The following is a 26,982-nucleotide window of genomic DNA, read 5'->3' as shown; positions in this document are numbered from 1 at the left end:
CTACGTTCAGGCTGTCGCCTGAATCATTTCGGTGGGTTCCTGCTTCAACGAGCGGCCTGACGGCACCATCTCTCCACAGGCAAGAACGGCGTGCCCCGCCGCTAAAATGTTACGAGCGCCATTTACATCGGCGTTCGCTGTATATCCACATACCTGGCATCTGAATTTACTTTGTGACAGGCGATTTTCTTTCGCTGTATGACCACAGCACGCGCAACGCTGGCTTGTGTACGCTGGCGGAACAGCAAGCACCTGACCGCCACTCCAGAGCTGCTTGTACTCAAGCTGACGGCGCATTTCATACCAGCCCTGATCCAGTATCGAACGGTTTAAACCTGATTTTGCCCGGACATTGCGCCCCGGCTGGCTGACCGTACCCGCTGCTGACTTTGACATGTTGCTGACCTTCAAATCCTCAATGACTATCATTGCGTGGTTTTTGCTGACGGTCGTTGTGACTTTGTGAAGGTAGTCCCTGTGGATATTTGCGATACGGGAATGCAGTCGCTGTATTTTGCGTTTCTGCTTCTGCCAGTTATTGCTGAATTTGACCTTGCGGCTTAACTGTCGCTGAAGTCTCGCCAGCGTCTTCTGGTTTTTCTGAAAACTGTTTACAGGCTCAAAGACTGTGCCATCTGACAGCGTGGCGAGTTTAGCCACGCCAGCATCCAGCCCGATCATTGATGCTGAAGGGTGAACCGGAGTGGATACTTCACTTTCTGTCTGAATACTGATGTACCACTTACCGCAGGACTGGCTGACCGTGACATTTTTCACAACACCCGTGACCTGGCGGCTATTCCGGTAGCGCATCCAGCCCAGTTTCGGCAGAAAAATACGGCTGTTTTCCTGATCGAGCTTAACGCCCTGCGAGTAGTGGAATGCATCATTCTGTCCACGCTTTTTGAATCGGGGAAAAGCAGCCCGCTTCTGGAAGAAGTTTTTGTAAGCCCGCTCAAGGTCTTTCAGTGACTGTTGCAATGGCTGTGAGGGCGAATCTTTAAGCCATTGCGTTTCAGTGGCGTTTTTCCACTCAACCAACCAGGAAGCCATTTTCCCGTAAGGGATGTATTTATTACCGGCCTCATGATTCTCATTCTGAAGCGCCAGAGCACGATTGAAAACGAAACGACATGCGCCTGCGAAGCGCCTCATTTCACGCTCCTGTTGACCACCTGGTCTTAACTGGAATTTAAATGCTTGTAGTCGTTTCACAGGCCAAATGATACTTTGGTCTGTGAAAAAAGAAACCGATATCCGGCGTGGAAGGCACTGTGTTTTTCTGATGCATGTTCACCGGGTCTTTGTCACCAGATACCGACGTCAGATTTTTGACCATGACGCGACAGAAAAACTACGCACTTACTTTTCAAATGTATGTGCTGATTTTGAAGCTGAACTGGTTGAAATGGATGGCGAACCAGATCACGTCCATTTGTTAATTAACTATCCTCCCAAACTGGCGATATCCAGTCTGGTAAACAGCCACAAAGGCGTATCGGGTAGATTACTGCGACGAGATCGACCAGATATTGCAGTCAGGTATTACTACAAAGGCGTTTTGTGGAGTCCCGGCTATTTTGCCAGTAGCTGCGGAGGTGCGCCAATATCCGTCATCCGCCAATACATTGAACAACAGCAAACACCTGGTCAGGTGGAAAACCGCGCCTTATATCCCCGCCCTGAAGGACGGGGTTTTACGGCGCACCGGATAAGCCTGGAGATTATCCACACCGGCATGGACATCATTGTACTATGCACGTACATGCCCCATCACATCCTCAACATCAAAGTATTAGAGCCTTGCAAACCATTATGCGTCTCAGTTTGTCTCATCTATCTTACGCAAAAAAAAATAGAACTAATATCAAGCGGCGCTACATTGCGTATTAAATAAAATCACCTCAATTACATTAACAAATCTAAACAAATATCATGCAAATAATCTCCATGGTTATTTTTAGGCTATTTAAATTAAAAAAATAAATTATGAGTCAATCATAAATAACAACCTTTAATATAATTTGACTACCAAACTTATATTCGTTCACAAAATAGTCATGCATTGTGTGCAATAGAAACAGTTCAGATAAAAATAGGGATCTACTTCACAATTTAAATGAGAAACTAAAACTTACATCTTGAAATAATCTCATTGATTAGATGAATATTTGTGGTGCAGTGACATCATTTTTAAATAATAGTTCAAATAAAAGGGCTCACGATGAAAAAATTAACAGTGGCAATTTCTGCTGTAGCTGCATCAGTACTGATGGCGATGTCTGCTCAGGCAGCAGAGATTTACAATAAAGACAGTAACAAGCTGGATCTGTACGGAAAAGTTAATGCTAAGCACTACTTCTCTTCTAACGATGCAGATGATGGCGACACAACTTATGTTCGTCTGGGCTTCAAAGGCGAAACCCAAATCAACGATCAACTGACTGGTTTCGGTCAGTGGGAATATGAATTCAAAGGCAACCGTGCTGAATCTCAAGGTTCTTCCAAAGATAAAACCCGTCTTGCCTTCGCTGGCCTGAAATTCGGTGACTACGGCTCCATCGATTATGGCCGTAACTACGGTGTAGCATACGATATCGGTGCATGGACCGACGTTCTGCCAGAATTCGGTGGCGATACCTGGACCCAAACAGATGTGTTCATGACTGGTCGCACCACAGGTGTTGCAACTTATCGTAACAACGACTTCTTTGGTCTGGTTGATGGTCTGAACTTTGCTGCTCAGTATCAGGGTAAAAATGACCGCACTGACGTAACTGAAGCTAACGGTGATGGTTTCGGTTTCTCCACTACTTATGAGTATGAAGGATTCGGTGTAGGTGCAACCTATGCTAAATCTGACCGCACTAATGATCAGGTTATCTACGGTAACAACAGCCTGAATGCATCTGGTCAAAATGCTGAAGTATGGGCAGCTGGTCTGAAATATGATGCGAACAACATCTATCTGGCTACCACCTATTCTGAAACCCAGAACATGACTGTTTTTGGTAATAACCATATTGCCAACAAAGCACAAAACTTCGAAGTAGTTGCACAATATCAGTTCGACTTCGGTCTGCGTCCGTCCGTTGCTTACCTGCAATCTAAAGGAAAAGACTTGGGTGCGTGGGGTGATCAGGACCTGGTTGAATATATTGATGTAGGTGCAACCTATTACTTCAACAAAAATATGTCCACTTTTGTTGATTACAAAATCAACCTGATTGATAAGAGCGATTTCACGAAAGCATCTGGCGTTGCTACCGATGATATCGTTGCTGTAGGATTGGTTTACCAGTTCTAATCTGATTACTCAAAGATATGTTGTGGGAGGCTTTGCCTCCCCAACATATAAGTGGCCCCCTCAAGCCACTTTCCTTAGAAGCGCTATCTTGCTTCTGACTATATAAACCTTCTGTTATATATTACCCTTTATTTTCTGGGGCGTTTCAACGCCCCATTTTTAATAATACTCAGTGAACAATTAACGTATCAATTAGATTTAATAACAACGATATCCGTACCTAACCGGATATCTAATGTCATAAGCATCCCTTAAATTATCCCCTCAACCTCTTGTAACTTTCCCACTCTTGAACTCCACATAGTCCAAACGCCGGATGCAAAAAAATCACACGTGCATTTCTGAAATTGTGATGGAGGAAGATAGTATCAATTATATGTGCTTATAAACGTCCCCGATTAGCGCAGAAGTCACCGGATTGTTCAGGCTCCAATAGGTTGAGTATGCCGTATTGATTTTCCAAAATAAAAAACGATGCAGCTGCTTCTTCATAAAATAGTTTTACTCTCTGGACGCTTTTCTTAGCTCTCTTGGTGTTATCTTAAAACGATTATGGAACCTTTCAGTAAAACGAGAAGGACACTTGTAACCATTTTCCCTGGCAATCTCGCTGATAGGTTTTACTGTCGTTTGTATAGCAGACAACGCATTATTTAACCTCACGTCGTCCAATATACTTTGAAAACTTACTCCCTCGCTTGCCAGACGGCGATGCAATGTGGAAACAGAAATGTAGAGATATCTCGCTACCTTGTTTGCTGTCCATTTTGTTCCAGGTTCGGATAGCATTAGGTTATAACAACGACTTATTAATGATTGTTTACTATCTGATAAAAGCAAATAATTAACATGATGTGCTCCTAATGAAAGTAGAACGCCCATTGCTAAGTGTTCCTGAATTTGCGTTGAGAAGCCTCGGGAAATAGATGTTTTTAGTTGCTCCCAACAATATATTAACTCGGGATTCTGAGGTAAGCAGAAACCTGTCGTGTTACGAATTTGATCGGTTATCGCATAAAGATTTTGGAACCTTTCAATTAGATCAATGGGATAATAAAGCATTTCTGCAAGATAAAGACCTGCTTCTGGGTAATTCGCAATATAAAATTCATATCCACAGGGAAATAAAATTATCTGATTATTATCAACAGTTAGACTATGCGTTTCCCAATTGATAACTTTTTTTCCCTGACGGATACGGCATAAAGCTGGCATAAGAGGCTTAACCCTGTGAATCTCATGATGTTTATGCATCCGTATTTCTTCAATCTTTAGGTTAGTCCTATCTTTTGCCAGCATACTCTTACCCTACTTTACCTCATAAACTGGTGTTATCTCAGCGGTTGCAATTTTATTGGCATTAAGCATATAACCAACTAACGCTCCGCTGGAATTAGAATCTACAGGAATCTTATCAGTTTTTAGAGCCCATACTTTAAACTGGTAATGATGGGGTTTATCTCCTTTGGGAGGACATGCTCCACCAAATCCCGCATAGCCAAAATCATTTCGGCCTTGGACAGCACCAGTCGGAAGTTTTGTACCATCACGTCTTCCTGCATCAGCGGGCAAATATGTTACCGTTGCTGGAATATTAGCAACAGTCCAGTGCCACCATCCACTGCCTGTAGGCGCATCTGGATCATACACAGTTACGGCAAAGCTTTTGGTGCCTTCTGGAGCACCAGACCAGGTTAATGAGGGCGATGTATTACCCCCCTCACACCCAAATCCAGAAAATACATGAGACGTTGTAAGTTGCTCTCCTGTTTTTATTTCATTACTAGTGACCTGAAATGCTGCGGCCTGCGCAGAAAATGTTATGAATGCCAATACACTTGAAACGATAAGCTTTTTCATAAAAACCTCTTTGTTGTGACCTATCGTTATTTTATTTGATATGCCTTGCTCTCATTATGCATAAAGGCGCAATGATCGTGCAAATGCAATCATAATTATAAAGTTGCCCTCAGCATTAGCCATAATATGCACAAATTACATTCCTGTTGTCTCAAGGATAATTATTTTTTAATGCGGTGCACTTCGTGACAACAAGTTAATGACTAACACACCGGCACAAATTAACATCATGCCTATGATGGCTGGCAGGTCCAGTCGTTGGCCAAAAAATCCCCAGGAAAGCAAACTAATCAGAACGATACCGACTCCTGACCAGATAGCATAAGCAATCCCTGTAGGTATATAAGCCAGCGTCTGAGCTAATAACCAGAATGATGCACAATAACAAATAATTGTGCCAACAGAGGGCCATAACCGTGTAAACCCCTCTGAAAACTTCATTAAGGTTGTACCAATGACCTCTGCAAGTATTGCGCCACCAAGATAAATATAAGGGTTCATAGCATATTCTTTCCTGTTCATACTGGAGAGAATTGTACTACAGTTTGAACACAACTCACCGTTTTCATCCTGGTGTATGTGTATCCAGGGGGCTCTGGCGTGGCAAGAGATAAAGGCAGGAACAATAATGATCAGAAGGAACCCAGGGCTAACGAAAGAGTTCACTCTTCCTATGAGCAAAGCGAAGACAAAACATGTTATCGCGTTTACAGATCGTGGATGGCAGAAAACTTTCAGAATCAGGTTTCCATTTTAAACCAGAAATTGAGTGAGTTTGCCCCATCCATGCCCCACGCGGTGAGATCGGATGTAATCAACAACAGGTTACACAACTTACACCTGCATGCTCATCACTTCCTGATACGCCGCCACCAGCTTATTACGCACCTGAATCCCCATTTGCATTGAAACTGAGGCTTTTTGCATATCGGTCATCACATCGTTTAACGCCACGCCGGGTTCGCCGAGGGTGAATTTTTCTGCCTGCGTGCGGGCGGCGGTTTGTGTATCGCTTATGCGATCGAGCGCGGCATGCAGCTGCCCGGCAAAACTAATGGTCGGTTGCGGTAGTGATTCCTGCGCACGCGCACTCATCGCCGTAGCCTGTAACTGGCTGATAACCCCTTCAATCCCCTGTATCGCTGACATTTTCATCTCCCGGATAATTTCTGGTAGCAAAGCCTACCAGTAAGTCAATAAGACAAAGGCGCTAAATAGCAACAAAAAAACGGGTTTATTGGCGGATAGAAAAAAACGAAAGCACAAATAATGGGAGCGTCAATTTTTCGAGTTTGCTGACCCGGGAGTGAGTCTTGTTCCACTTTGCCAATAACGCCGTCCATAATCAGCCACGAGGTGCGCGATGAATGCGACTGCAGCCCAGACAAAATCTCTTGAGTGGCTTAATCGCCTGCGTGCGAATCCGAAAATTCCATTGATTGTTGCCGGTTCCGCGGCAGTGGCGGTCATGGTCGCACTGATCCTGTGGGCGAAAGCCCCCGACTACCGCACATTATTCAGCAATCTGTCCGATCAGGATGGTGGCGCAATTGTCAGCCAACTGACGCAAATGAATATTCCTTACCGCTTCAGCGAAGCCAGCGGCGCTATTGAAGTTCCGGCAGATAAAGTTCACGAACTGCGCCTGCGCCTGGCGCAACAAGGTTTGCCCAAAGGCGGCGCGGTCGGTTTCGAACTGCTCGATCAGGAAAAGTTTGGCATTAGCCAGTTCAGCGAACAGGTGAATTATCAGCGGGCGCTGGAAGGCGAGCTTTCTCGTACCATCGAAACTATCGGCCCGGTAAAAGGGGCGCGTGTCCATTTGGCATTGCCGAAACCCTCTTTATTTGTCCGTGAGCAAAAATCCCCTTCTGCATCGGTGACGGTAAATCTGTTACCCGGCCGCGCACTCGATGAAGGGCAAATTAGCGCCATTGTGCATCTGGTTTCCAGTGCAGTTGCTGGTCTGCCGCCGGGGAACGTCACGTTGGTGGATCAGGGCGGACATCTGTTAACCCAATCCAACACCAGCGGGCGCGATCTTAATGATGCTCAGTTGAAATATGCCAGTGATGTCGAAGGCCGAATTCAGCGGCGTATTGAAGCGATCCTGTCGCCTATTGTCGGCAATGGCAATATTCACGCCCAGGTTACGGCGCAACTGGACTTCGCCAGTAAGGAGCAAACCGAAGAGCAGTATCGCCCTAACGGTGATAAATCTCAGGCGGCGCTCCGCTCACGCCAGCTTAATGAGAGCGAGCAAAGCGGTTCCGGTTATCCAGGCGGCGTACCGGGTGCGTTGTCGAATCAACCAGCACCCGCAAATAACGCGCCGATCAGCACGCCTCCGGCAAATCAAAATAATCGCCAGCAGCAGGCAAGCACCACCAGCAATAATGGGCCGCGTAGCACACAACGTAATGAAACCAGTAACTACGAGGTCGATCGCACCATTCGTCATACCAAAATGAACGTGGGCGATGTGCAACGTCTGTCAGTCGCGGTAGTGGTGAATTACAAAACCTTGCCAGATGGCAAACCGTTGCCTCTCAGCAACGAACAGATGAAGCAAATTGAAGATCTGACCCGCGAGGCGATGGGCTTTTCTGAAAAACGCGGTGACTCACTCAATGTCGTTAACTCGCCGTTCAATAGCAGCGACGAAAGCGGTGGAGAACTGCCGTTCTGGCAACAACAGGTATTTATCGATCAGTTGCTGAGCGCCGGACGCTGGTTGCTGGTACTGCTGGTGGCGTGGCTACTGTGGCGTAAAGCGGTACGTCCACAGCTAACTCGTCGCGCTGAGGCGATGAAAGCTGTGCAGCAACAGGCGCAGGCCCGCGAGGAAGTGGAAGATGCGGTGGAAGTCCGCCTGAGCAAAGATGAACAACTCCAACAACGACGCGCGAACCAACGTCTGGGGGCAGAGGTCATGAGCCAGCGTATCCGTGAAATGTCTGATAACGATCCGCGCGTGGTGGCGCTGGTCATTCGCCAGTGGATAAATAACGATCATGAGTAACCTGACAGGCACCGATAAAAGCGTCATCCTGCTGATGACCATTGGCGAAGACCGGGCGGCAGAGGTGTTCAAGCACCTCTCCCAGCGCGAAGTGCAAACCCTGAGTGCAGCAATGGCGAACGTCACGCAGATCTCCAACAAGCAGCTAACCGATGTGCTGGCGGAGTTTGAGCAAGAAGCTGAACAGTTTGCCGCACTGAATATCAACGCCAACGATTATCTGCGTTCGGTGCTGGTTAAAGCCCTCGGTGAAGAACGTGCCGCCAGCCTACTGGAAGATATTCTCGAAACCCGCGATACTGCCAGCGGTATTGAAACGCTCAACTTTATGGAGCCGCAGAGCGCCGCCGATCTGATTCGCGATGAGCATCCGCAGATTATCGCCACCATTCTGGTGCATCTGAAGCGTGCGCAAGCCGCCGATATTCTGGCGTTGTTCGATGAACGTCTGCGCCACGACGTGATGTTGCGTATCGCCACCTTTGGCGGCGTGCAGCCAGCCGCGCTGGCGGAACTGACCGAAGTATTGAATGGCTTGCTCGACGGTCAGAATCTCAAGCGCAGCAAAATGGGCGGCGTGAGAACGGCAGCCGAAATTATCAACCTGATGAAAACGCAGCAGGAAGAAGCCGTTATTACCGCCGTGCGTGAATTCGACGGCGAGCTGGCACAAAAAATTATCGACGAGATGTTCCTGTTCGAAAATCTGGTGGATGTCGACGATCGCAGCATCCAGCGTCTGTTGCAGGAAGTGGATTCCGAATCGCTGTTGATCGCGCTGAAAGGGGCCGAGCAACCACTGCGCGAGAAGTTCCTGCGCAATATGTCGCAGCGTGCCGCCGATATTCTGCGCGACGATCTCGCCAACCGCGGTCCGGTGCGTCTGTCGCAGGTGGAAAACGAACAGAAAGCGATTCTGCTGATTGTGCGCCGCCTTGCCGAAACTGGCGAGATGGTGATTGGTAGCGGCGAGGATACCTATGTCTGATAATTTGCCGTGGAAAACCTGGACGCCAGACGATCTCGCGCCACCACAGGCAGAGTTTGTGCCAATGGACGAGCCAGAAGAAACCATCATTGAAGAGACTGAACCCAGCCTTGAGCAGCAACTGGCACAACTGCAAATGCAGGCCCATGAGCAAGGTTATCAGGCGGGGATTGCCGAAGGTCGCCAGCAAGGCCATGAGCAAGGCTATCAGGAAGGTCTGGCCCAGGGGCTGGAACAAGGGCTGGCACAGGCAAAATCCCAGCAAGCGCCGATTCATGCCCGGATGCAGCAACTGGTCAGCGAATTTCAAACTACCCTTGATGCACTTGATAGTGTGATTGCTTCGCGCCTGATGCAGATGGCGCTGGAGGCGGCGCGCCAGGTCATCGGTCAAACGCCAACGGTGGACAACTCGGCGCTGATCAAACAGATCCAACAGTTATTGCAGCAAGAACCGTTATTCAGTGGCAAACCGCAACTGCGCGTGCACCCGGATGATCTGCAACGTGTTGATGATATGCTGGGCGCAACCTTAAGTTTGCATGGCTGGCGCTTACGGGGCGATCCCACGCTCCATCCAGGCGGCTGCAAAGTCTCCGCCGATGAAGGCGATCTCGATGCCAGTGTCGCCACTCGCTGGCAAGAGCTCTGCCGTCTGGCAGCGCCAGGAGTGGTGTAATGACCACGCGCCTGACTCGCTGGCTAACCACGCTGGATAACTTCGAAGCCAAAATGGCGCAGTTGCCTGCGGTACGTCGCTACGGGCGATTAACTCGCGCTACCGGGCTGGTGCTGGAGGCTACCGGATTACAATTGCCGCTCGGCTCAACCTGTGTGATTGAGCGCCAGAACGGGTCGGAAACGCATGAAGTAGAAAGCGAAGTGGTTGGTTTTAACGGTCAACGGCTGTTTTTAATGCCGCTGGAAGAAGTGGAAGGTGTCCTGCCCGGCGCGCGCGTTTATGCCAAACACATTTCGGCTGAAGGGCTGCAAAGCGGCAAGCAGTTGCCACTCGGTCCGGCGTTATTAGGTCGCGTTCTGGATGGCAGCGGTAAACCGCTTGATGGCCTTCCCTCCCCCGATACGACCGAAACAGGTGCGCTGATCACCCCGCCTTTTAACCCTTTGCAACGTACACCGATTGAACATGTGCTGGACACGGGCGTGCGCCCAATCAATGCCCTGCTTACCGTTGGGCGCGGGCAGCGTATGGGGCTGTTTGCTGGCTCTGGTGTCGGTAAAAGTGTGCTGCTGGGGATGATGGCACGTTACACCCGCGCCGATGTCATTGTCGTGGGTTTGATTGGTGAACGTGGGCGCGAAGTAAAAGATTTTATTGAGAATATCCTCGGTGCCGAAGGGCGTGCACGCTCCGTGGTGATTGCCGCTCCAGCGGATGTTTCTCCGCTCCTGCGAATGCAAGGTGCCGCCTATGCCACGCGCATTGCCGAAGATTTTCGCGATCGTGGTCAGCATGTGTTGCTGATTATGGACTCCCTCACCCGCTACGCGATGGCCCAACGTGAGATTGCGCTGGCAATTGGCGAACCGCCTGCCACCAAAGGTTATCCACCGTCGGTATTCGCCAAATTACCGGCGCTGGTCGAGCGTGCCGGTAACGGTATCAGCGGCGGCGGCTCAATTACGGCGTTTTATACCGTGCTCACCGAAGGCGATGACCAGCAGGACCCGATTGCCGACTCCGCACGGGCGATCCTCGACGGTCACATTGTACTTTCTCGTCGTCTGGCGGAAGCCGGACACTATCCGGCGATTGATATTGAAGCGTCGATCAGCCGTGCAATGACGGCGTTGATCAGCGAGCAACATTACGCGCGAGTGCGCACCTTCAAACAGCTGTTGTCGAGTTTTCAGCGTAACCGCGATCTGGTTAGCGTCGGCGCGTATGCCAAAGGCAGCGATCCAATGCTCGATAAAGCCATCGCTCTGTGGCCGCAGCTGGAGGGCTATTTGCAACAAGGCATTTTTGAACGCGCGGACTGGGAAGAGTCTCTCCAGGGGCTGGAGCGCATATTCCCGACAGTGTGAAAACGCAGGAGATAACGGCAGATGGCAGAACATGGCGCGCTGGCGACCCTGAAAGATCTGGCAGAAAAAGAGGTAGAAGATGCCGCGCGCCTGCTGGGTGAAATGCGTCGCGGATGCCAGCAGGCAGAGGAACAACTCAAAATGCTGATCGATTATCAGAATGAATATCGCAATAACCTCAACAGCGATATGAGTGCCGGGATGACCAGTAACCGCTGGATCAACTATCAGCAGTTTATCCAGACGCTGGAAAAAGCCATTACTCAGCATCGCCAGCAACTTAATCAGTGGACGCAGAAAGTTGACATTGCCCTGAACAGCTGGCGAGAAAAGAAACAACGTTTGCAAGCCTGGCAGACACTGCAGGAACGGCAATCCACGGCGGCACTGCTTGCAGAAAACCGTCTCGATCAGAAAAAGATGGATGAGTTCGCCCAACGTGCCACCATGAGGAAACCCGAATGATTCGCTTAGCGCCCGTGATTACCGCTGACGTTGACACCGCCATATTGCCCGGCGGTAAAGCCAGCGATGTTACACAAGATTTTCTCGCATTGTTGAGCGGAGCATTAGCAGGTGAAACAACAACCGACAAAGCGGCTCCCCAGTTGCTGGTGGCAACAGAGAAGCCCACAACAAAAGGCGAGCCGCTGGTTAGCGATATTCTTTCCGATGTGCAACAAGCGGATTTACTGATCCCTGAGGATGGAATACCGCCTGTCATCAACGACGAACAATCCACATCAACACCGTTAACCACCGCTCAGACGATGACGTTGGCTGCGGTGGCTGACAAAAATACGACAAAAGACGAAAAAGCGGATGAGCTTAATGAAGACGTCACCGCAAGCCTGAGCGCCCTTTTTGCGATGTTGCCGGGTTTTGACAATACGCCCAAAGTGGCTGATGCGCCGTCAACCGTGTTACCGACAGAGAAACCAACTCTCTACACAAAACTGACTACGGCGCAATTCACAACCGCACAGCCCGATGACGCCCCTGACGCGCAAGCTCAGCCAGTAACACCGCTGGTAGCAGAAGCCCAGAGTAAAGCGGAAGTCATCAGCACACCTTCGCCGGTGACCGCTGCCGTCAGCCCGCTCATCACTCCGCACCAGACACAGCCGCTGCCCACCGTCGCAGCACCTGTTTTGAGTGCGCCGCTGGGTTCTCACGAATGGCAACAATCATTAAGCCAGCATATTTCGCTGTTTACCCGCCAGGGGCAACAAAGTGCAGAGTTGCGTCTGCACCCGCAGGATTTAGGTGAAGTACAAATCTCCCTCAAAGTGGATGATAGCCAGGCGCAAATCCAGATGGTGTCACCGCATCAGCACGTACGCGCCGCGCTGGAAGCTGCGCTACCGGTACTGCGTACGCAGCTGGCAGAAAGTGGCATTCAGTTAGGGCAGAGCAACATCAGTGGCGAAAGCTTTAGTGGTCAGCAACAGGCCGCTTCACAGCAACAGCAAAGCCAGCGCACAGCAAATCATGAACCTCTGGCGGGTGAAGACGACGATGCGCTACCCGTTCCCGTCTCTTTACAAGGGCGCGTAACAGACAACAGTGGCGTTGATATTTTCGCCTAACGTCAGAGGTAGCACCGTAATCCGCGTCTTTTCCCCGCTTTGTTGTGTTCAAGACGCAGGATAATTAGCCGATAAGCAGTAGCGACACAGGAAGACCGCAACACATGACTGATTACGCGATAAGCAAGAAAAGCAAGCGATCGCTTTGGATCCCGATTCTGGTATTCATTACCCTCGCGGCCTGTGCCAGCGCAGGTTACAGCTACTGGCATTCGCATCAGGTTGCTGCTGACGACAAAGCGCAGCAACGCGTCGTGCCCTCACCGGTCTTCTATGCGCTGGATACCTTTACGGTCAATTTGGGTGATGCGGATCGCGTGCTTTATATCGGCATAACTCTGCGGCTAAAAGATGAAGCTACCCGCTCGCGGCTAAGTGAGTATTTGCCGGAAGTCCGTAGCCGCTTGCTGTTACTGTTTTCGCGTCAGGATGCTGCCGTACTGGCGACAGAAGAAGGCAAGAAAAGCCTGATTGCTGAGATTAAAGCCACACTTTCCACCCCGCTTGTTGCCGGGCAACCGAAACAGGATGTCACCGACGTGCTGTATACCGCTTTTATTCTGCGATAACGACATGGGCGATAGTATTCTTTCTCAAGCTGAAATTGATGCGCTGTTGAATGGTGACAGCGAAGTCAAAGACGAACCGACGGCCAGTGTTAGCGGCGATAGTGACATTCGTCCGTACGATCCGAATACCCAACGACGGGTTGTACGCGAACGTTTGCAGGCGCTGGAAATCATTAATGAGCGTTTTGCCCGCCATTTCCGTATGGGGCTGTTCAACCTATTGCGCCGTAGCCCGGACATTACCGTCGGGGCCATCCGCATTCAGCCGTACCATGAATTTGCCCGCAACCTGCCGGTGCCGACCAACCTGAACCTAATCCACCTGAAACCGCTACGCGGCACAGGGCTGGTGGTGTTCTCGCCGAGTCTGGTGTTTATCGCCGTGGATAACCTGTTTGGCGGCGATGGACGCTTCCCAACCAAAGTGGAAGGTCGCGAGTTTACCCATACTGAACAGCGCGTCATCAACCGTATGTTGAAGCTGGCGCTGGAAGGCTATAGCGACGCCTGGAAAGCAATTAATCCGCTGGATGTAGAGTACGTGCGTTCGGAAATGCAGGTGAAATTTACCAATATCACCACCTCGCCGAACGACATCGTGGTTAACACACCGTTCCATGTGGAGATTGGCAACCTGACCGGCGAATTTAATATCTGCCTGCCATTCAGCATGATCGAGCCGCTACGGGAATTGTTGGTTAACCCGCCGCTGGAAAACTCACGAAATGAAGATCAGAACTGGCGCGATAACCTGGTGCGTCAGGTGCAGCACTCACAGCTGGAGCTGGTCGCTAACTTTGCCGATATATCGCTGCGTCTGTCGCAGATTTTAAAACTGAAACCCGGCGACGTCCTGCCGATAGAAAAACCCGATCGCATCATCGCCCATGTTGACGGCGTTCCGGTGCTGACCAGCCAGTACGGCACCCTCAACGGCCAGTATGCGTTACGGATTGAACATTTGATTAACCCGATTTTGAATTCTCTGAACGAGGAACAGCCCAAATGAGTGACTTGAATAATCCGGCCGATGATAACAACGGCGCAATGGACGATCTGTGGGCTGAAGCGTTGAGCGAACAAAAATCAACCAGCAGTAAAAGCGCTGCAGACGCGGTATTCCAGCAATTTGGCGGCGGTGATGTCAGCGGAACGTTGCAGGATATCGACCTGATTATGGATATTCCGGTTAAGCTGACCGTCGAACTGGGCCGCACTCGGATGACCATTAAAGAGCTGTTGCGCCTGACACAAGGGTCAGTCGTAGCGCTGGACGGCCTGGCAGGCGAACCGCTGGATATTCTGATCAACGGTTATTTAATCGCCCAGGGCGAAGTGGTAGTCGTTGCCGATAAATATGGCGTGCGGATCACCGATATCATTACTCCGTCTGAGCGAATGCGCCGCCTGAGCCGTTAGCGATGAATAACCACGCTACTGTGCAACCGTCCGCGCCGGTTTCTGCTGCGCCGCTGCTGCAGGTGAGCGGCGCACTGATCGCCATTATTGCCCTGATCCTCGCTGCTGCCTGGCTGGTAAAACGGCTGGGATTTGCCCCCAAACGAACTGGCGTTAACGGTCTGAAAATTAGCGCCAGTGCTTCGCTGGGCGCGCGTGAAAGGGTCGTGGTGGTCGATGTGGAAGATGCACGCCTGGTGCTCGGCGTTACCGCAGGGCAAATCAATCTGCTGCATAAACTTCCCCCTTCTGCGCCAACGGAAGAGATACCGCAGACCGATTTTCAGTCGGTCATGAAAAACTTGCTTAAGCGTAGCGGGAGATCCTGATGCGTCGTTTGTTGTCTGTCGCACCTGTTCTTCTCTGGCTGGTTACCCCTCTCGCCTTCGCACAACTGCCGGGTATCACCAGTCAGCCGCTGCCTGGCGGTGGACAAAGTTGGTCCCTCCCGGTGCAGACGCTGGTGTTCATTACCTCGTTGACGTTTATTCCAGCGATTTTACTGATGATGACCAGTTTCACCCGCATCATCATTGTTTTTGGTTTATTGCGTAACGCGCTGGGAACGCCCTCCGCGCCACCTAACCAGGTATTGCTGGGGCTGGCACTGTTTTTGACCTTTTTTATTATGTCACCGGTGATCGACAAAATTTATGTCGATGCGTACCAGCCGTTCAGCGAAGAGAAAATCTCAATGCAGGAGGCGCTGGAAAAAGGGGCGCAGCCGCTGCGTGAGTTTATGCTGCGTCAGACCCGCGAGGCAGATTTAGGGTTGTTTGCCAGACTGGCGAATACCGGCCCGTTGCAGGGACCTGAAGCCGTGCCAATGCGCATTTTGCTCCCGGCCTACGTGACCAGCGAGCTGAAAACCGCATTTCAGATAGGCTTCACGATTTTCATTCCTTTTTTGATTATCGACCTCGTGATTGCCAGCGTACTGATGGCATTGGGGATGATGATGGTGCCCCCGGCCACCATTGCTCTGCCCTTTAAACTGATGCTGTTTGTACTGGTGGATGGCTGGCAATTGCTGGTCGGTTCGCTGGCGCAGAGCTTTTACAGCTAGAGAGGCAAAATGACACCTGAATCGGTCATGATGATGGGGACTGAAGCGATGAAAGTTGCGCTGGCGCTGGCTGCCCCGCTATTGCTGGTAGCGTTGGTCACGGGCCTTATCATCAGTATTTTGCAGGCCGCCACGCAGATTAACGAAATGACGCTGTCGTTTATTCCGAAAATCATCGCCGTATTTATCGCCATTATTATTGCTGGACCGTGGATGCTCAATCTGTTGCTGGATTACGTCCGCACCTTGTTCACTAACCTGCCGTATATCATCGGGTAGCCCGTACAATGTTGCAGGTGACAAGCGATCAATGGCTTTCCTGGCTAAGTCTGTACTTCTGGCCGTTACTGCGCGTGCTGGCGCTCATTTCTACCGCGCCAATTCTGAGCGAACGCAGCGTGCCGAAACGGGTAAAACTGGGTCTGGCAATGATGATCACGTTCGCCATTGCCCCATCATTACCTGCCAACGATGTTCCTGTTTTTTCGTTCTTTGCTCTGTGGCTGGCCGTGCAGCAGATCCTGATCGGCATTGCGCTTGGTTTTACCATGCAGTTTGCCTTTGCCGCTGTACGAACGGCTGGCGAAATTATCGGTCTGCAAATGGGGCTGTCATTTGCGACGTTTGTCGATCCGGGCAGCCATCTCAATATGCCCGTTTTAGCACGCATCATGGATATGCTGGCGTTACTGCTGTTCCTGACATTTAACGGTCATTTATGGCTGATTTCACTGCTGGTGGATACCTTTCACACCCTGCCTATTGGTGGCGAGCCGCTAAATAGCAATGCGTTTCTGGCACTCACCAAAGCAGGGAGTTTGATTTTCCTCAATGGACTGATGCTGGCGTTACCGCTCATTACTCTGCTGCTGACACTGAATCTGGCATTAGGTTTACTGAATCGTATGGCCCCGCAATTATCCATTTTTGTTATTGGATTTCCATTAACTCTGACTGTCGGTATCTCATTAATGGCGGCATTAATGCCGTTAATTGCTCCTTTTTGCGAACATTTATTTAGTGAAATTTTTAATTTGCTGGCAGATATTATCAGCGAATTACCTGTAATATGATTCCCTAATGTTTATCTTGTTATCCTAAGGATTATCTGAAAAATAATACCCACGAACATCTTCCAGGATACTCCTGTGGCGAAATATTTGTTTTAACCTCACTCACATATCGCAACATTTACTTTACTTTAAGACAATTCCAGGCAAATTATACAACACTTTACGGGATAGTAAGTCCGCCTGAAAAATCGCGAGAGTGGCGCATTAGGTGACCCATGTTGTTCCGTTTAGTCATGATGAAATATTCAGGTAAGGGGAATTATCGTTACGCATTGAGTGAGGGTATGCCATGTCAACGATTATTATGGATTTATGTAGTTACACCCGACTAGGTTTAACCGGGTATCTGTTGAGCAGAGGGGTTAAAAAAAGAGAAATCAACGACATTGAAACCGTTGATGACCTTGCCATAGCTTGTGATTCACAGCGCCCTTCAGTGGTGTTTATTAATGAGGACTGTTTCATCCACGATGCTTCTAACAGTCAGCGTATCAAGCTCATCATTAATCAACATCCCAATACGTTATTTATCGTTTTTATGGCAATTGCCAATGTTCATTTTGATGAATATCTATTGGTCAGAAAAAATTTATTGATCAGTTCTAAATCGATTAAACCGGAATCTCTCGACGATATCCTTGGCGATATTCTGAAAAAAGAGACAACGATAACCTCGTTTTTAAATATGCCGACGTTATCATTGAGCCGAACCGAATCGAGTATGTTGCGAATGTGGATGGCAGGTCAGGGAACCATTCAAATCTCCGACCAAATGAATATCAAAGCCAAGACCGTTTCATCGCATAAAGGTAATATTAAACGTAAGATCAAAACGCATAATAAACAGGTTATCTACCATGTCGTCCGACTGACGGATAATGTGACTAATGGTATTTTTGTCAACATGCGCTAACACATTCTGACTGGTGGTTTCCCACCAGTCAGGCTGAATTAGATTACTCTGCTTTCTCCACAAAGATACCGTCCTGATGCCCTGCTTCATTAAAGAACCAGATGCCGAGCGGGTAGTCTTCCAGCGAAACCAGGTACATTGTGCCTTCACTAAACTCCTCAACTGCCAGTACCACGCCAGGACGACGCGGACCGCCATCCGTTTTGACTGTTACCCGATCATTCACCTTCATCGTTTTCCTCCTGTGGCTTTGTGCCAGTGTAGAACAATTTCGTTTTTCTGGCAGCGCCAGGCGCGCGCGAGTGCTGATTTTCTCGACGGTCTATACTTAAGAGATGCCAGCGGACTTAACGACTGGCGGCAACAACAGAGTAACGGTTGCGAGGAAAGATGATGAAAACCGCAAAAGAGTACAGCGATACCGCAAAACGTGAGGTCAGTGTCGATGTCGATGCCCTGCTGGCGGCGATCAATGAAATTAGCGAAAGCGAAGTTCATCGCAGCCAGCACGATCCTGAACACGTTAGTGTCGATGGACGTGAATATCATACATGGCGTGAATTGGCGGATGCCTTCGAACTGGATATTCATGACTTCAGCGTCTCTGAAGTGAATCGTTGAATGCACAATAAAAAAATCCCGACCCTGAGGGGGTCGGGATTAAACTTGCTTAAGCAAGAAGCACTTAAAAAATTCGTTACACCAGGAAATCTGATGTGTTCATCACCTTATCCGCAATTTTTTTCGCTGACAAGAAAATATTCGTGATATGAATGATTAACGCTACTTATGAATAGAAATGTGACGCGCGTCACCCCTTGGTGGCTCTGGCGTCAACGGGATCGCTCCCGAAAAAATCATCTTTGATAATTTGTGCTGTTTTGAGAATCATCCTGGTAAGGGGAGTACTGAGCAACCATGCTTTCAATTCAACAACCACTACTGGTTTTTAGCGATCTTGATGGCACCCTGCTGGACAGTCATAGTTATGACTGGCAACCAGCTGCCCCCTGGCTCAGCCGTTTACGCGAAGCGAATGTTCCCGTCATTCTCTGTAGCAGTAAGACATCAGCGGAAATGCTGTACTTGCAAAAAACGTTGGGGCTACAAGGTTTACCGCTGATTGCCGAAAATGGCGCAGTGATCCAGCTTGCTGAGCAATGGCAGGATATAGACGGTTTTCCACGCATCATCTCAGGTATTAGCCATGGCGAAATCAGCCAGGTTTTAAATACGCTACGCGAGAAAGAACATTTTAAATTCACAACTTTTGATGATGTCGACGATGAAACCATCGCCGAATGGACGGGATTAAGCCGTAGCCAGGCGGCGCTGACGCAGCTACATGAGGCGTCGGTAACGCTAATCTGGCGCGACAGTGACGAGCGTATGGCACAATTTACCGCTCGTCTGAATGAACTGGGCTTGCAGTTTATGCAGGGTGCGCGCTTCTGGCACGTCCTGGATGCCTCTGCCGGAAAAGATCAGGCTGCCAACTGGATTATCGCGACTTATCAACAATTGTCAGGCAAACGCCCAACCACACTTGGCCTGGGCGATGGGCCAAACGATGCGCCCTTACTGAAGGTAATGGATTACGCGGTGATTGTGAAAGGGCTAAACCGTGAAGGGGTGCATCTGCATGATGAGGATCCGGCCCGCGTCTGGCGAACGCAGCGAGAAGGACCGGAAGGCTGGCGTGAAGGCCTGGACCATTTTCTCTCTGCCCGTTAAGCGTTGTCGCTCGCGAACACCCGATTGCGCCCTGCCTGTTTAGCGAGATAAAGCCGACGGTCAGCCAGTGACTGGAGTTGTTCAAAATCATAATCACCTGTTTCCTCGCTGCTGCTTACCCCCAGCGAGGCACTAATGCGTATCGTCGTACTCTTGGCGATCAACATCTCTTTTTCATTTAACTTCAGGCGAATATGTTCTGCAACTTCCGCGGCCTGCGCCAGATTCGCCCCTGGCAGAATCACACAAAACTCCTCGCCACCGACCCGCCCGGCAACGTCCTGCGCACGCAAGGAACTGCTAATTAATCCAGCAGCATGAGAAAGAACACGGTCGCCCGCCTGATGACCAAAGCGGTCATTAATCGCTTTAAAATGGTCAAGGTCGACCTGAATGACAGAAAAAGGATGTTGGTGCGTCTGACACAATTTAGCGAGCGGACGGGCTTTTTCGAACAGTGCGCCACGGTTATATAAACGCGTTAAGGTGTCGTGCCACGCCTGCCACTGCAACGAGCTTTGCAAAACATACATGTTGCTGACCATCCGGCGAATCACATACCAGGAGATGAGTAACATGGTGGTAAAGAGCGCCCACAGCAGGGTTAATGCAATGCTGATACTGCCGAAATCACCACGCACGCCTTCGCTTAGCGTATGGACGCGCACCAGCACACCGTCGAAATGGTCCAGACGTTCCCAGCTAACATAACGACTGTTCATACGAATGCCGCCCCGCGTGTCATGTTCCATTGCCTGCGCCAGCAAGGCCAGTTCACGAGGATCAAAAATATTCCCTGTTGAATGGTCAGGATTGGAAGAGGTCAATAATCTCAGCTTACTGTCATAGAGCTGATACTCACCGTCGAGGTTTTTATCGATGGCGTTTTGTAGAAATTGTTGCATGGTACGTACAGGAATATTCATCCCCAGCACGCCATACCAGTAGTTATTACTGTCTACCGGAACACTGACGGTAACCTGAGGTTCAGTATTGCTGGCGTGTTCTGACTGCGAGGTGAACCAACGTACCGCGCGTTGACGATTTTCTCGTTGAGAATGACCGATAAACCAGGGTTGGGTGACATAGCCGTAATAACGCGTTGGTACATTGCGCGTAAACAAGGTCGGCTGCGTCGAAACGTAAAATCCGGCACGCGAGACATACATAGCTTGTTCGACCATCGACGAGGAATTGTGCGCCAGTCGTAGCAAGTAACCAACCTCCAACGCAGCAGTAACTTCATTGTCGAGGCTTTCATTTTCGCGAGACAGGAGATTTCCCTCGCTGACTAATGCATCCGAAACGCCATTGACTGGCAGGGTGCGTCGTCGGTTGAGTTCGATTTGCCAGGCGTGATCGTCGCGATGCTGTTCGAACTCCGTTACGGCATTACGCAAAGAGGTAAAATCCAGTGGCGCTACGAGAGCTTCGCGCATGCCATTACGCAAAAAGATCAGTTTGTCGACGTTATACTGCAGATGCTTATCGAGCGCGTTAGCTACGTTTTCCAGATGATTACGCTGGCTGGAGATATAGGCATCTTCCAGAACCACCACTTCACGCCAGGTGAGCAAGGTGGAAAAAAGCAGCACTACGATAAAGCAGAGATTAACGACATGACCAGGCCCCAGGCGGCGCGCAAGTTTTTTCAACCAGCTCTGGTTTTCCATTTTTGTCTCGTGCTGCACCCTGACGACTCCCAACCTGCTTTTTTATGATTCTGGCATAACCTGGCGATAGCGTACCGCAAAACAGTCATAATTTTATAATGGTGACATAACAAGACGCGACAATCATTCATTGCAGGCATTGGCACATCAGGCCGGATGTGATCCGGCCTGATGTTAATGATACTCTTTCAAACTTCTTCCGCAGGACGACTCCCCTCCCCCGGAACAAGCTCGGTTTCATGAAAAGCTTCCCGCTTGACCCCATAACCGTCATACCAACGACACTCAACCATACCGCTGGAATAGCCGGTGACAATCATCCGCGGGCCGCCCTCTTTAACCGTTACTTCCTCACTAATCATAAAGCTCATACTCGCCTCCTTTTTTCGAGTGAAACTTGTTCACCTTAGTTGAAGATGGCGAATTTTGCATAATAGCCAGTGCGAGTATTAATGTGCCTGACCGCGCATTTTCGCTACCGCTTTCACTCCAAGTACCACAATGCCGCCGATGATAAAACCAAGTATCAGATTTAAAACAGTCGGTAATATCATCGCCACCACTGCACTTTGCTGCCCGGCGAAATGTTCAATGGCGTGATGCAGCGGCGCAATACCATGAACCACAATCCCGCCACCGACGAGGAACATCGCCAACGTGCCGACAATCGATAACGCTTTCATCAGCCAGGGCGCGATAATCAATAACCCTTTACCCAATGCCTGCATCAGCGCGCTGGATTTTTCCGCCAGCCAATACCCCAGGTCATCAATCTTAACAATAACCCCTACCAGCCCGTAGACGCCCACGGTCACTACCAGTGCGATGCCTGAAAGCACCAGCACCTGATTAAGCAACGGCGCTTCTGCCACAATCCCCAGCGTGATGGCGACGATTTCCGCAGACAAAATAAAATCAGTACGAATCGCCCCTTTTATTTTGTCCTTTTCAAACTTCAGCGGATCCTGCGCCGCCAGCTTCTCCAGACGCTGCTGACTCTGCGCCGGATCTTCTTTGTGTTTACGCGCCTCCAGCATATGCAGCACTTTCTCTACCCCTTCAAAGCAGAGAAACGCGCCGCCAATCATCAACAAAGGCGTAATCGCCCACGGGATAAATGCACTGATGATCAGCGCCAGCGGCACCAGAATCACTTTATTGATCAGCGATCCTTTCGCCACTCCCCAGACCACGGGAAGTTCCCGGTTGGCACGCACACCTGAAACTTGTTGTGCATTGAGCGATAAATCATCCCCTAGTACACCGGCGGTTTTCTTCGCCGCCAGTTTGCCCATCACGGAGATATCGTCCAGCAGTGTGGCGATATCATCGAGCAACGTCAGTAAACTACTCCCGGCCAAAAGCATTCCCTCTCATTTTTATTGTTGAAGGGAGTAAGTATGAAGCAAAAACGGCAGCTCTGATACTTGCTTCATAGGTCAACATTTTTTTAACAATCAAGTGCAATTATATCTCTCGCCAGCAGAATGATTTTCACGTTTACTATGAACCACCTTTTTATTTCCACCGTGAGGGATTATGCGTTTCCGCCAGTTATTACCGCTTTTTGGCGCGCTGTTTGCATTGTATATCATTTGGGGTTCAACCTATTTTGTCATTCGGATTGGCGTGGAAAGCTGGCCTCCGTTAATGATGGCGGGCGTTCGATTCCTGGCAGCCGGTATTTTATTGATGGCATTTTTGCTACTGCGCGGACACAAACTCCCCCCGCTACGTCCGCTGCTCAATGCCGCGCTGATTGGCCTGTTATTGCTGGCTGTCGGTAATGGCATGGTGACAGTTGCCGAACATCAAAATGTTCCATCCGGCATCGCCGCCGTAGTGGTTGCAACCGTCCCCCTCTTTACCCTGTGCTTCAGCCGCCTGTTTGGCATTAAAACGCGCAAACTGGAATGGGTGGGTATCGCCATTGGGCTTGCCGGAATCATCATGCTCAATAGCGGTGGAAATTTAAGCGGCAATCCGTGGGGTGCGATTCTGATTTTAATCGGCTCGATTAGCTGGGCGCTTGGCTCGGTTTATGGCTCGCGCATTACCTTACCTGTAGGGATGATGGCGGGTGCGATTGAGATGCTGGCGGCTGGCGTGGTGTTAATGATTGCGTCGATGATTGCGGGTGAAAAACTGACGGCGCTCCCTTCCCTTTCAGGCTTCCTTGCGGTCGGCTATCTGGCGCTGTTTGGTTCGATTATCGCCATCAACGCTTATATGTATTTAATCCGTAATGTCAGTCCAGCTCTCGCCACCAGCTACGCCTACGTTAACCCGGTGGTCGCGGTCTTGCTGGGTACAGGACTGGGCGGCGAAACGCTGTCGAAGATTGAATGGCTGGCGCTCGGCGTGATTGTCTTCGCGGTGGTACTGGTCACGTTGGGAAAATATCTCTTCCCGGCAAAACCCGTTATTGCGCCAGTTATTCAGGACGCATCAAGCGAGTAAATGAATCCCCTGCGTGTCGATCTGCGCGCTGGCACCTTCGCCGCAGATCCACTCTTCCAGACGCTCGCTAAGCGCTTCATCCGTCAGCTTCTCGCGCCCACGTAACGCACACTCCCAGACAATCAGTACGCGCCAGCCAAGCTCCTGCAAGCGACTAATGTCGCGGCGATCGCGCTCAACATTTTTACCTATCTTCTCCAGCCAGAACTCGGTTCGAGTCGCAGGCACTTTAAACAGATAGCAGTGATGATGGTGCCAGAAGCAGCCGTGGGTAAATATCACGCAGCGATATTCATCAAGAACAAAATCCGGGCGTCCGGGCAAACTGGCGTCCTGAACGCGAAACGCCAGTCCCTGCCCGGTTAACAAACTGGCGAGGCGCTTCTCAATCGCCGTATCGCGCGTGGCAATTGCGCGCATATTTTTGCTGCGTGTAGCCTTATCGTGAACGTCGGCCATGTTTTGCTTCTTGCTGACGCAACGCCACTGCCTGTTTGATTTTTGGTTCAAGCAGTTTTGCCACCGCGGCAAAGACCGGCACGACCACCGAGTTACCGAACTGGCGATAGGCCTGAGTGTCCGAAACCGGAATGCGAAATTTCGCTTCTCCTGGTGCTTCAAAGCCCATTAAGCGCGCACATTCACGAGGCGTTAACCGACGTGGGCGGTGTTGCTGGTTCTGCGGATCGTCAAAGTCTTTCTCACCCGTGGCTATATCCCAGCCGCGATCAATTAAAATTTCCGCGCCATCTTTGTAATAACGAGCAGAAAGCGTACGCGTGACGCTTTGCGGATTGTTCGGATAAACCATTCCATAACCGAAGCCGTTACCGCGCGCCTGATGTTTTTTCGCATAACGATAGAGGTACTTCCACAGCACCGGCGTCAGGATATATTTCGCCTCAACCATCGGGTCCAGCAACTGCGCCAGTGTCACTCGCTGTGCAGGGAAACATTCGCTGATCTCACGCAGGGTAAAATCGGCTTTCAGATTCAGGTCGCGACGAAAACCCACCAGCACGATGCGTTCACGGTGCTGCGGAAGGAAATGTTTACCGTCAATGATTTTCGGATCGTCCGGGCCATTATCTTCTGCATCTGCCACGTCATAGCCCAGTTCATCCAACGTCTGCATGATGATACGGAACGTTTTCCCCTGGTCGTGGCTTTTCAGGTTTTTGACGTTTTCGAGCACAAAAATCGCCGGGCGACGCGCGTCGATAATACGCACCACATCGAAGAACAGCGTGCCCTGGGTATCACAGGCAAAACCGTGCGCTCGTCCGAGTGAGTTCTTTTTCGATACGCCAGCCAGAGAAAACGGCTGACAAGGAAAACCGGCCAGTAAAACATCGTGCTCAGGAATATGTTGACGGATATGTTCCGCCGCCGCGTCATCACCTACCCCCTCTTTGTGGCTGAGAGTGATGTCGCGAATATCTTCATTAAAGTGATGCGCCGCCGGGTCGCAATAATAGTTGGCTTTATAAGTGCGTACAGCATGTTTGTTCCATTCGCTGGTAAACACGCACTGCCCACCAATCGATTCAAAACCGCGACGAATACCACCAATCCCGGCAAATAGATCGATAAAGCGAAACGCATAATGCGGATGATGTGCCGGTGGAATGGGTAACAACGTTTGCAGATGGGCGAACTCTTTCTCACTTAAACGGTGCCATGCTGAGTCATTCGCCAGCGCACGTTTTAAAATTGCCGCGCTCCAGTGATTCTCACCCACACCATTAAGATGCGCCACCAGCGTTTTGACATCATAAATTTGCAGCAGTTGCTCCAGCATTGCCTGTGCGGCATTCCCGGTGCTGTATGAATCGGTTACTGATATATTTTCCTGCATAGATTTAACCGGCCATCTGAGATGGTCGACAGGTTAACATAATTACCATCATTTAGGGCCACGCGCTCAGCCAACGGTGAAAACGTATCAATCACCTTGTGATCGATACCTTCATTCTCCCCCGCCAGCTCAGCACTGAGCTTCGCCATAAACTCGACTAAAAATTGCGCGTTGTACTGCGCCAGTTGTTTGCCTTTTGTGGTTTGCATGGTGTGCGGTAGCTTCAGCAACTTAGTCTGAAAATGATCCAGTGCGTAACGTTTATCATCAAGTGGGCGATGCCGCGCGAACGGATCTTGGCCATCAAACAATGCCACGCCCAACGCCCCCGAAACGGCAAACACACGCGCCAGGCCAATCGCCCCCAGAGCTTCCAGCCGATCCGCATCCTGAACGATTTTAGCTTCCGCCGTTAAAGGGGCGATTTGCGCGCTGAAACTGTGTGCGGCAATGGCATGGCAAACAGCCTCGATTTTTTCCGCTGGAAATTGCGCGAATTCTTCACGCAGCAGGCGACGCGTCTCTTCTGCTGCCAGTATTGAAGAACGCTGCCGTTGCGGATGATTTTTCGCCAGGCTCACGATATCGTGAAAATAACAGGCGGTTAAAATCACCAGCATATCAACGTCGTCATCTGCCGCTAGTTTCTGTGCCGTAGCCCAGACGCGGCGAAAATGACACAGGTCATGTGCCGCGTCCTGATGTTGATGATGGTTTTTCAACCAGTTTTCGAACTGTGCCTGCCAGTGTTGTAAATCCATACGCGCTCCGTTGCCAAAGAGTCGCAACCTTAGCAGTTTTTATTCATAGCGTCTGCTACGTGCGGGACGAGGTCGGGTGTACCAGGCAATGCCGCCTAGCAAGGCACCAACCAGGGCCATAAACAGAAATCCGACCAATGCTCCTAACCACTTCCCCGCAGTAGATCCTAAATCACTTTCAAATCCCGACACGGGGGCATCGGGGATCCGGCTCATCACCCAGATGTATCGCGCCATTGCCCAGACGAAATAGCCACACCATGTATAGAAAGCCCACAAAGCCAATTTGCCGCCAGGGCTGCGAGAGAGTCTCTCTTCCATCTTTGTCGAACCGTACTCCATTTTGAGATAACCCGGAAAATTCAGACTTAGTACTATTATGTGATAAAAGTCACATTTTTCCACATTGGATGAGTCAGTCAAGACTCAATCATTTTTTGAGCAAATAGATAGTTTTTGCGCAACGGCAATAATTACCGGAAAAACAGCAATAAAGATTTATTTTTATCTTGGATAATGGTTTTATTAATTCACCCAAACAATACATTAGCACTGAATACAATTATACCTTTTTAGATTTCTGTGTCATGATAACCCCGTTA

The 26,982-nt window shown here is 50.0% G+C and carries 30 protein-coding genes and 2 pseudogenes; 19 read left to right on the top strand and 13 right to left on the bottom strand.

The window, feature by feature from the left end:
• Positions 1 to 6: 6 nt before the first annotated feature.
• Positions 7 to 1,215 (bottom strand): RNA-guided endonuclease TnpB family protein, encoded by a 1,209-nt coding sequence (locus FQZ95_RS19665; protein ID WP_160530559.1) that lies wholly within the window; start codon positions 1,213 to 1,215, stop codon positions 7 to 9.
• Positions 1,216 to 1,222: 7 nt separating this feature from the next.
• Between FQZ95_RS19665 and tnpA the strand changes: the two are divergent.
• Positions 1,223 to 1,648, top strand: a pseudogene (gene tnpA / locus FQZ95_RS26530) (IS200/IS605 family transposase); the annotation flags it as partial.
• A gap of 576 nt (positions 1,649 to 2,224) precedes the next feature.
• The gene (gene ompC / locus FQZ95_RS19655) at positions 2,225 to 3,307 is read left to right on the top strand and encodes a porin OmpC (protein ID WP_000737290.1); all 1,083 of its coding nucleotides are present in this window, start codon (positions 2,225 to 2,227) and stop codon (positions 3,305 to 3,307) included.
• A gap of 501 nt (positions 3,308 to 3,808) precedes the next feature.
• Here ompC and FQZ95_RS19650 read toward each other — a convergent pair.
• From FQZ95_RS19650 to fliE, 4 genes are all read right to left on the bottom strand, one after another.
• On the bottom strand, positions 3,809 to 4,606 hold the full coding sequence (locus FQZ95_RS19650) for a helix-turn-helix transcriptional regulator (protein WP_160530557.1): 798 nt from the start codon (positions 4,604 to 4,606) through the stop codon (positions 3,809 to 3,811).
• A gap of 9 nt (positions 4,607 to 4,615) precedes the next feature.
• Entirely contained in the window at positions 4,616 to 5,167 is a 552-nt protein-coding gene (ybcL, locus tag FQZ95_RS19645) for a Raf kinase inhibitor-like protein YbcL (protein ID WP_001353134.1), read from the bottom strand.
• 168 nt (positions 5,168 to 5,335) lie between these two features.
• Positions 5,336 to 5,668, bottom strand: coding sequence for a multidrug efflux SMR transporter EmrE (gene emrE, locus FQZ95_RS19640; RefSeq protein ID WP_001070440.1), 333 nt, complete (start codon positions 5,666 to 5,668; stop codon positions 5,336 to 5,338).
• 333 nt (positions 5,669 to 6,001) lie between these two features.
• Entirely contained in the window at positions 6,002 to 6,316 is a 315-nt protein-coding gene (fliE, locus tag FQZ95_RS19635; protein ID WP_001274299.1) for a flagellar hook-basal body complex protein FliE, read from the bottom strand.
• Positions 6,317 to 6,530: 214 nt separating this feature from the next.
• Here fliE and fliF point away from each other — a divergent pair, with 214 nt between their 5' ends.
• The 14 genes from fliF (at position 6,531) to rcsA (ending at position 17,894) form a co-directional block, all read left to right on the top strand.
• On the top strand, positions 6,531 to 8,189 hold the full coding sequence (gene fliF, locus FQZ95_RS19630) for a flagellar basal-body MS-ring/collar protein FliF (RefSeq protein ID WP_072645582.1): 1,659 nt from the start codon (positions 6,531 to 6,533) through the stop codon (positions 8,187 to 8,189).
• Positions 8,182 to 9,177, top strand: coding sequence for a flagellar motor switch protein FliG (gene fliG / locus FQZ95_RS19625; protein WP_000067950.1), 996 nt, complete (start codon positions 8,182 to 8,184; stop codon positions 9,175 to 9,177). The genes fliF and fliG overlap by 8 nt, the downstream gene beginning before the upstream one ends.
• Complete coding sequence (gene fliH, locus FQZ95_RS19620; protein ID WP_001282688.1) at positions 9,170 to 9,856, top strand: flagellar assembly protein FliH; 687 nt, start codon at positions 9,170 to 9,172, stop codon at positions 9,854 to 9,856. Before fliG ends, fliH begins: the two co-directional genes overlap by 8 nt.
• Entirely contained in the window at positions 9,856 to 11,226 is a 1,371-nt protein-coding gene (fliI, locus tag FQZ95_RS19615; RefSeq protein WP_160530556.1) for a flagellar protein export ATPase FliI, read from the top strand. The genes fliH and fliI overlap by 1 nt, the downstream gene beginning before the upstream one ends.
• Positions 11,227 to 11,247: 21 nt before the next feature.
• Positions 11,248 to 11,691, top strand: a complete 444-nt coding sequence (gene fliJ / locus FQZ95_RS19610) for a flagellar export protein FliJ (protein ID WP_000807585.1) — start codon at positions 11,248 to 11,250, stop codon at positions 11,689 to 11,691.
• The gene (locus tag FQZ95_RS19605; protein ID WP_160530555.1) at positions 11,688 to 12,815 is read left to right on the top strand and encodes a flagellar hook-length control protein FliK; all 1,128 of its coding nucleotides are present in this window, start codon (positions 11,688 to 11,690) and stop codon (positions 12,813 to 12,815) included. The genes fliJ and FQZ95_RS19605 overlap by 4 nt, the downstream gene beginning before the upstream one ends.
• Positions 12,816 to 12,919: 104 nt before the next feature.
• Positions 12,920 to 13,384, top strand: coding sequence for a flagellar basal body-associated protein FliL (gene fliL, locus FQZ95_RS19600; RefSeq protein WP_000133109.1), 465 nt, complete (start codon positions 12,920 to 12,922; stop codon positions 13,382 to 13,384).
• A 4-nt stretch (positions 13,385 to 13,388) separates the two neighbouring features.
• Positions 13,389 to 14,393 carry a flagellar motor switch protein FliM gene (fliM, locus tag FQZ95_RS19595; protein WP_001353133.1) on the top strand — a complete coding sequence of 335 codons (1,005 nt, stop codon included), beginning with the start codon at positions 13,389 to 13,391 and terminating at the stop codon, positions 14,391 to 14,393.
• Positions 14,390 to 14,803, top strand: a complete 414-nt coding sequence (gene fliN / locus FQZ95_RS19590) for a flagellar motor switch protein FliN (RefSeq protein ID WP_001281692.1) — start codon at positions 14,390 to 14,392, stop codon at positions 14,801 to 14,803. The genes fliM and fliN overlap by 4 nt, the downstream gene beginning before the upstream one ends.
• A gap of 2 nt (positions 14,804 to 14,805) precedes the next feature.
• Complete coding sequence (gene fliO / locus FQZ95_RS19585) at positions 14,806 to 15,171, top strand: flagellar biosynthetic protein FliO (RefSeq protein WP_001059107.1); 366 nt, start codon at positions 14,806 to 14,808, stop codon at positions 15,169 to 15,171.
• A complete protein-coding gene (gene fliP / locus FQZ95_RS19580) occupies positions 15,171 to 15,908 on the top strand; it encodes a flagellar type III secretion system pore protein FliP (protein ID WP_001253450.1) in 738 nt (245 codons plus the stop codon). Before fliO ends, fliP begins: the two co-directional genes overlap by 1 nt.
• 9 nt (positions 15,909 to 15,917) lie before the next feature.
• Positions 15,918 to 16,187: a flagellar biosynthesis protein FliQ gene (gene fliQ, locus FQZ95_RS19575; protein WP_000187358.1), complete on the top strand. Its 270-nt coding sequence runs from the start codon at positions 15,918 to 15,920 to the stop codon at positions 16,185 to 16,187.
• Positions 16,188 to 16,195: 8 nt separating this feature from the next.
• Entirely contained in the window at positions 16,196 to 16,981 is a 786-nt protein-coding gene (fliR, locus tag FQZ95_RS19570) for a flagellar biosynthetic protein FliR (protein ID WP_000942317.1), read from the top strand.
• 289 nt (positions 16,982 to 17,270) lie between these two features.
• Positions 17,271 to 17,894 carry a transcriptional regulator RcsA gene (gene rcsA / locus FQZ95_RS19565; RefSeq protein WP_000104001.1) on the top strand — a complete coding sequence of 208 codons (624 nt, stop codon included), beginning with the start codon at positions 17,271 to 17,273 and terminating at the stop codon, positions 17,892 to 17,894.
• Positions 17,895 to 17,937: 43 nt separating this feature from the next.
• On the opposite strand, the gene dsrB is transcribed toward rcsA, so the two are convergent.
• Positions 17,938 to 18,126 carry a protein DsrB gene (gene dsrB, locus FQZ95_RS19560; RefSeq protein WP_000867217.1) on the bottom strand — a complete coding sequence of 63 codons (189 nt, stop codon included), beginning with the start codon at positions 18,124 to 18,126 and terminating at the stop codon, positions 17,938 to 17,940.
• Positions 18,127 to 18,287: 161 nt separating this feature from the next.
• Between dsrB and yodD the strand changes: the two genes are divergently transcribed.
• Both yodD and FQZ95_RS19550 read left to right on the top strand, forming a co-directional pair.
• Positions 18,288 to 18,515 carry a peroxide/acid resistance protein YodD gene (yodD, locus tag FQZ95_RS19555; protein ID WP_001353131.1) on the top strand — a complete coding sequence of 76 codons (228 nt, stop codon included), beginning with the start codon at positions 18,288 to 18,290 and terminating at the stop codon, positions 18,513 to 18,515.
• A gap of 297 nt (positions 18,516 to 18,812) precedes the next feature.
• The gene (locus FQZ95_RS19550) at positions 18,813 to 19,628 is read left to right on the top strand and encodes a mannosyl-3-phosphoglycerate phosphatase-related protein (protein WP_160530554.1); all 816 of its coding nucleotides are present in this window, start codon (positions 18,813 to 18,815) and stop codon (positions 19,626 to 19,628) included.
• Here the strand turns inward: FQZ95_RS19550 and dgcQ are convergent.
• The 3 genes from dgcQ to FQZ95_RS19535 all read right to left on the bottom strand — a co-directional run bounded on the left by dgcQ (position 19,625) and on the right by FQZ95_RS19535 (position 22,668).
• Positions 19,625 to 21,319, bottom strand: coding sequence for a cellulose biosynthesis regulator diguanylate cyclase DgcQ (gene dgcQ / locus FQZ95_RS19545; protein ID WP_160530553.1), 1,695 nt, complete (start codon positions 21,317 to 21,319; stop codon positions 19,625 to 19,627). The genes FQZ95_RS19550 and dgcQ overlap by 4 nt on opposite strands.
• Before the next feature lie 170 nt (positions 21,320 to 21,489).
• Positions 21,490 to 21,672, bottom strand: coding sequence for a YodC family protein (locus FQZ95_RS19540; protein WP_000009244.1), 183 nt, complete (start codon positions 21,670 to 21,672; stop codon positions 21,490 to 21,492).
• Positions 21,673 to 21,750: 78 nt separating this feature from the next.
• Positions 21,751 to 22,668, bottom strand: a complete 918-nt coding sequence (locus FQZ95_RS19535; protein ID WP_000922683.1) for a DUF808 domain-containing protein — start codon at positions 22,666 to 22,668, stop codon at positions 21,751 to 21,753.
• Between the two features lie 172 nt (positions 22,669 to 22,840).
• Between FQZ95_RS19535 and yedA the strand changes: the two genes are divergently transcribed.
• The gene (yedA, locus tag FQZ95_RS19530) at positions 22,841 to 23,761 is read left to right on the top strand and encodes a drug/metabolite exporter YedA (protein ID WP_160530552.1); all 921 of its coding nucleotides are present in this window, start codon (positions 22,841 to 22,843) and stop codon (positions 23,759 to 23,761) included.
• Here the strand turns inward: yedA and vsr are convergent.
• From vsr to drpB, 4 genes and pseudogenes are all read right to left on the bottom strand, one after another.
• Positions 23,750 to 24,220 (bottom strand): VSPR family DNA mismatch endonuclease, encoded by a 471-nt coding sequence (vsr, locus tag FQZ95_RS19525; protein WP_000785992.1) that lies wholly within the window; start codon positions 24,218 to 24,220, stop codon positions 23,750 to 23,752. The two genes, yedA and vsr, sit on opposite strands and share 12 nt — an antisense overlap.
• On the bottom strand, positions 24,201 to 25,619 hold the full coding sequence (dcm, locus tag FQZ95_RS19520; RefSeq protein ID WP_160530551.1) for a DNA-cytosine methyltransferase: 1,419 nt from the start codon (positions 25,617 to 25,619) through the stop codon (positions 24,201 to 24,203). The genes vsr and dcm overlap by 20 nt, the downstream gene beginning before the upstream one ends.
• Before the next feature lie 74 nt (positions 25,620 to 25,693).
• A pseudogene (locus tag FQZ95_RS19515) lies at positions 25,694 to 26,380 on the bottom strand (phosphohydrolase); the annotation flags it as partial.
• A gap of 39 nt (positions 26,381 to 26,419) precedes the next feature.
• A complete protein-coding gene (gene drpB, locus FQZ95_RS19510; RefSeq protein WP_243040254.1) occupies positions 26,420 to 26,701 on the bottom strand; it encodes a cell division protein DrpB in 282 nt (93 codons plus the stop codon).
• Between the last annotated feature and the right edge of the window lie 281 nt (positions 26,702 to 26,982).

The sequence above is a fragment of the Escherichia sp. HH41S genome, from assembly GCF_009820115.1.
GTDB classification, from domain to species: Bacteria; Pseudomonadota; Gammaproteobacteria; order Enterobacterales; family Enterobacteriaceae; genus Escherichia; species Escherichia coli_F.
The sequence above is the reverse complement of the archived record's forward strand: the minus strand, read 5'-3'. Positions and strand labels throughout refer to the sequence as shown.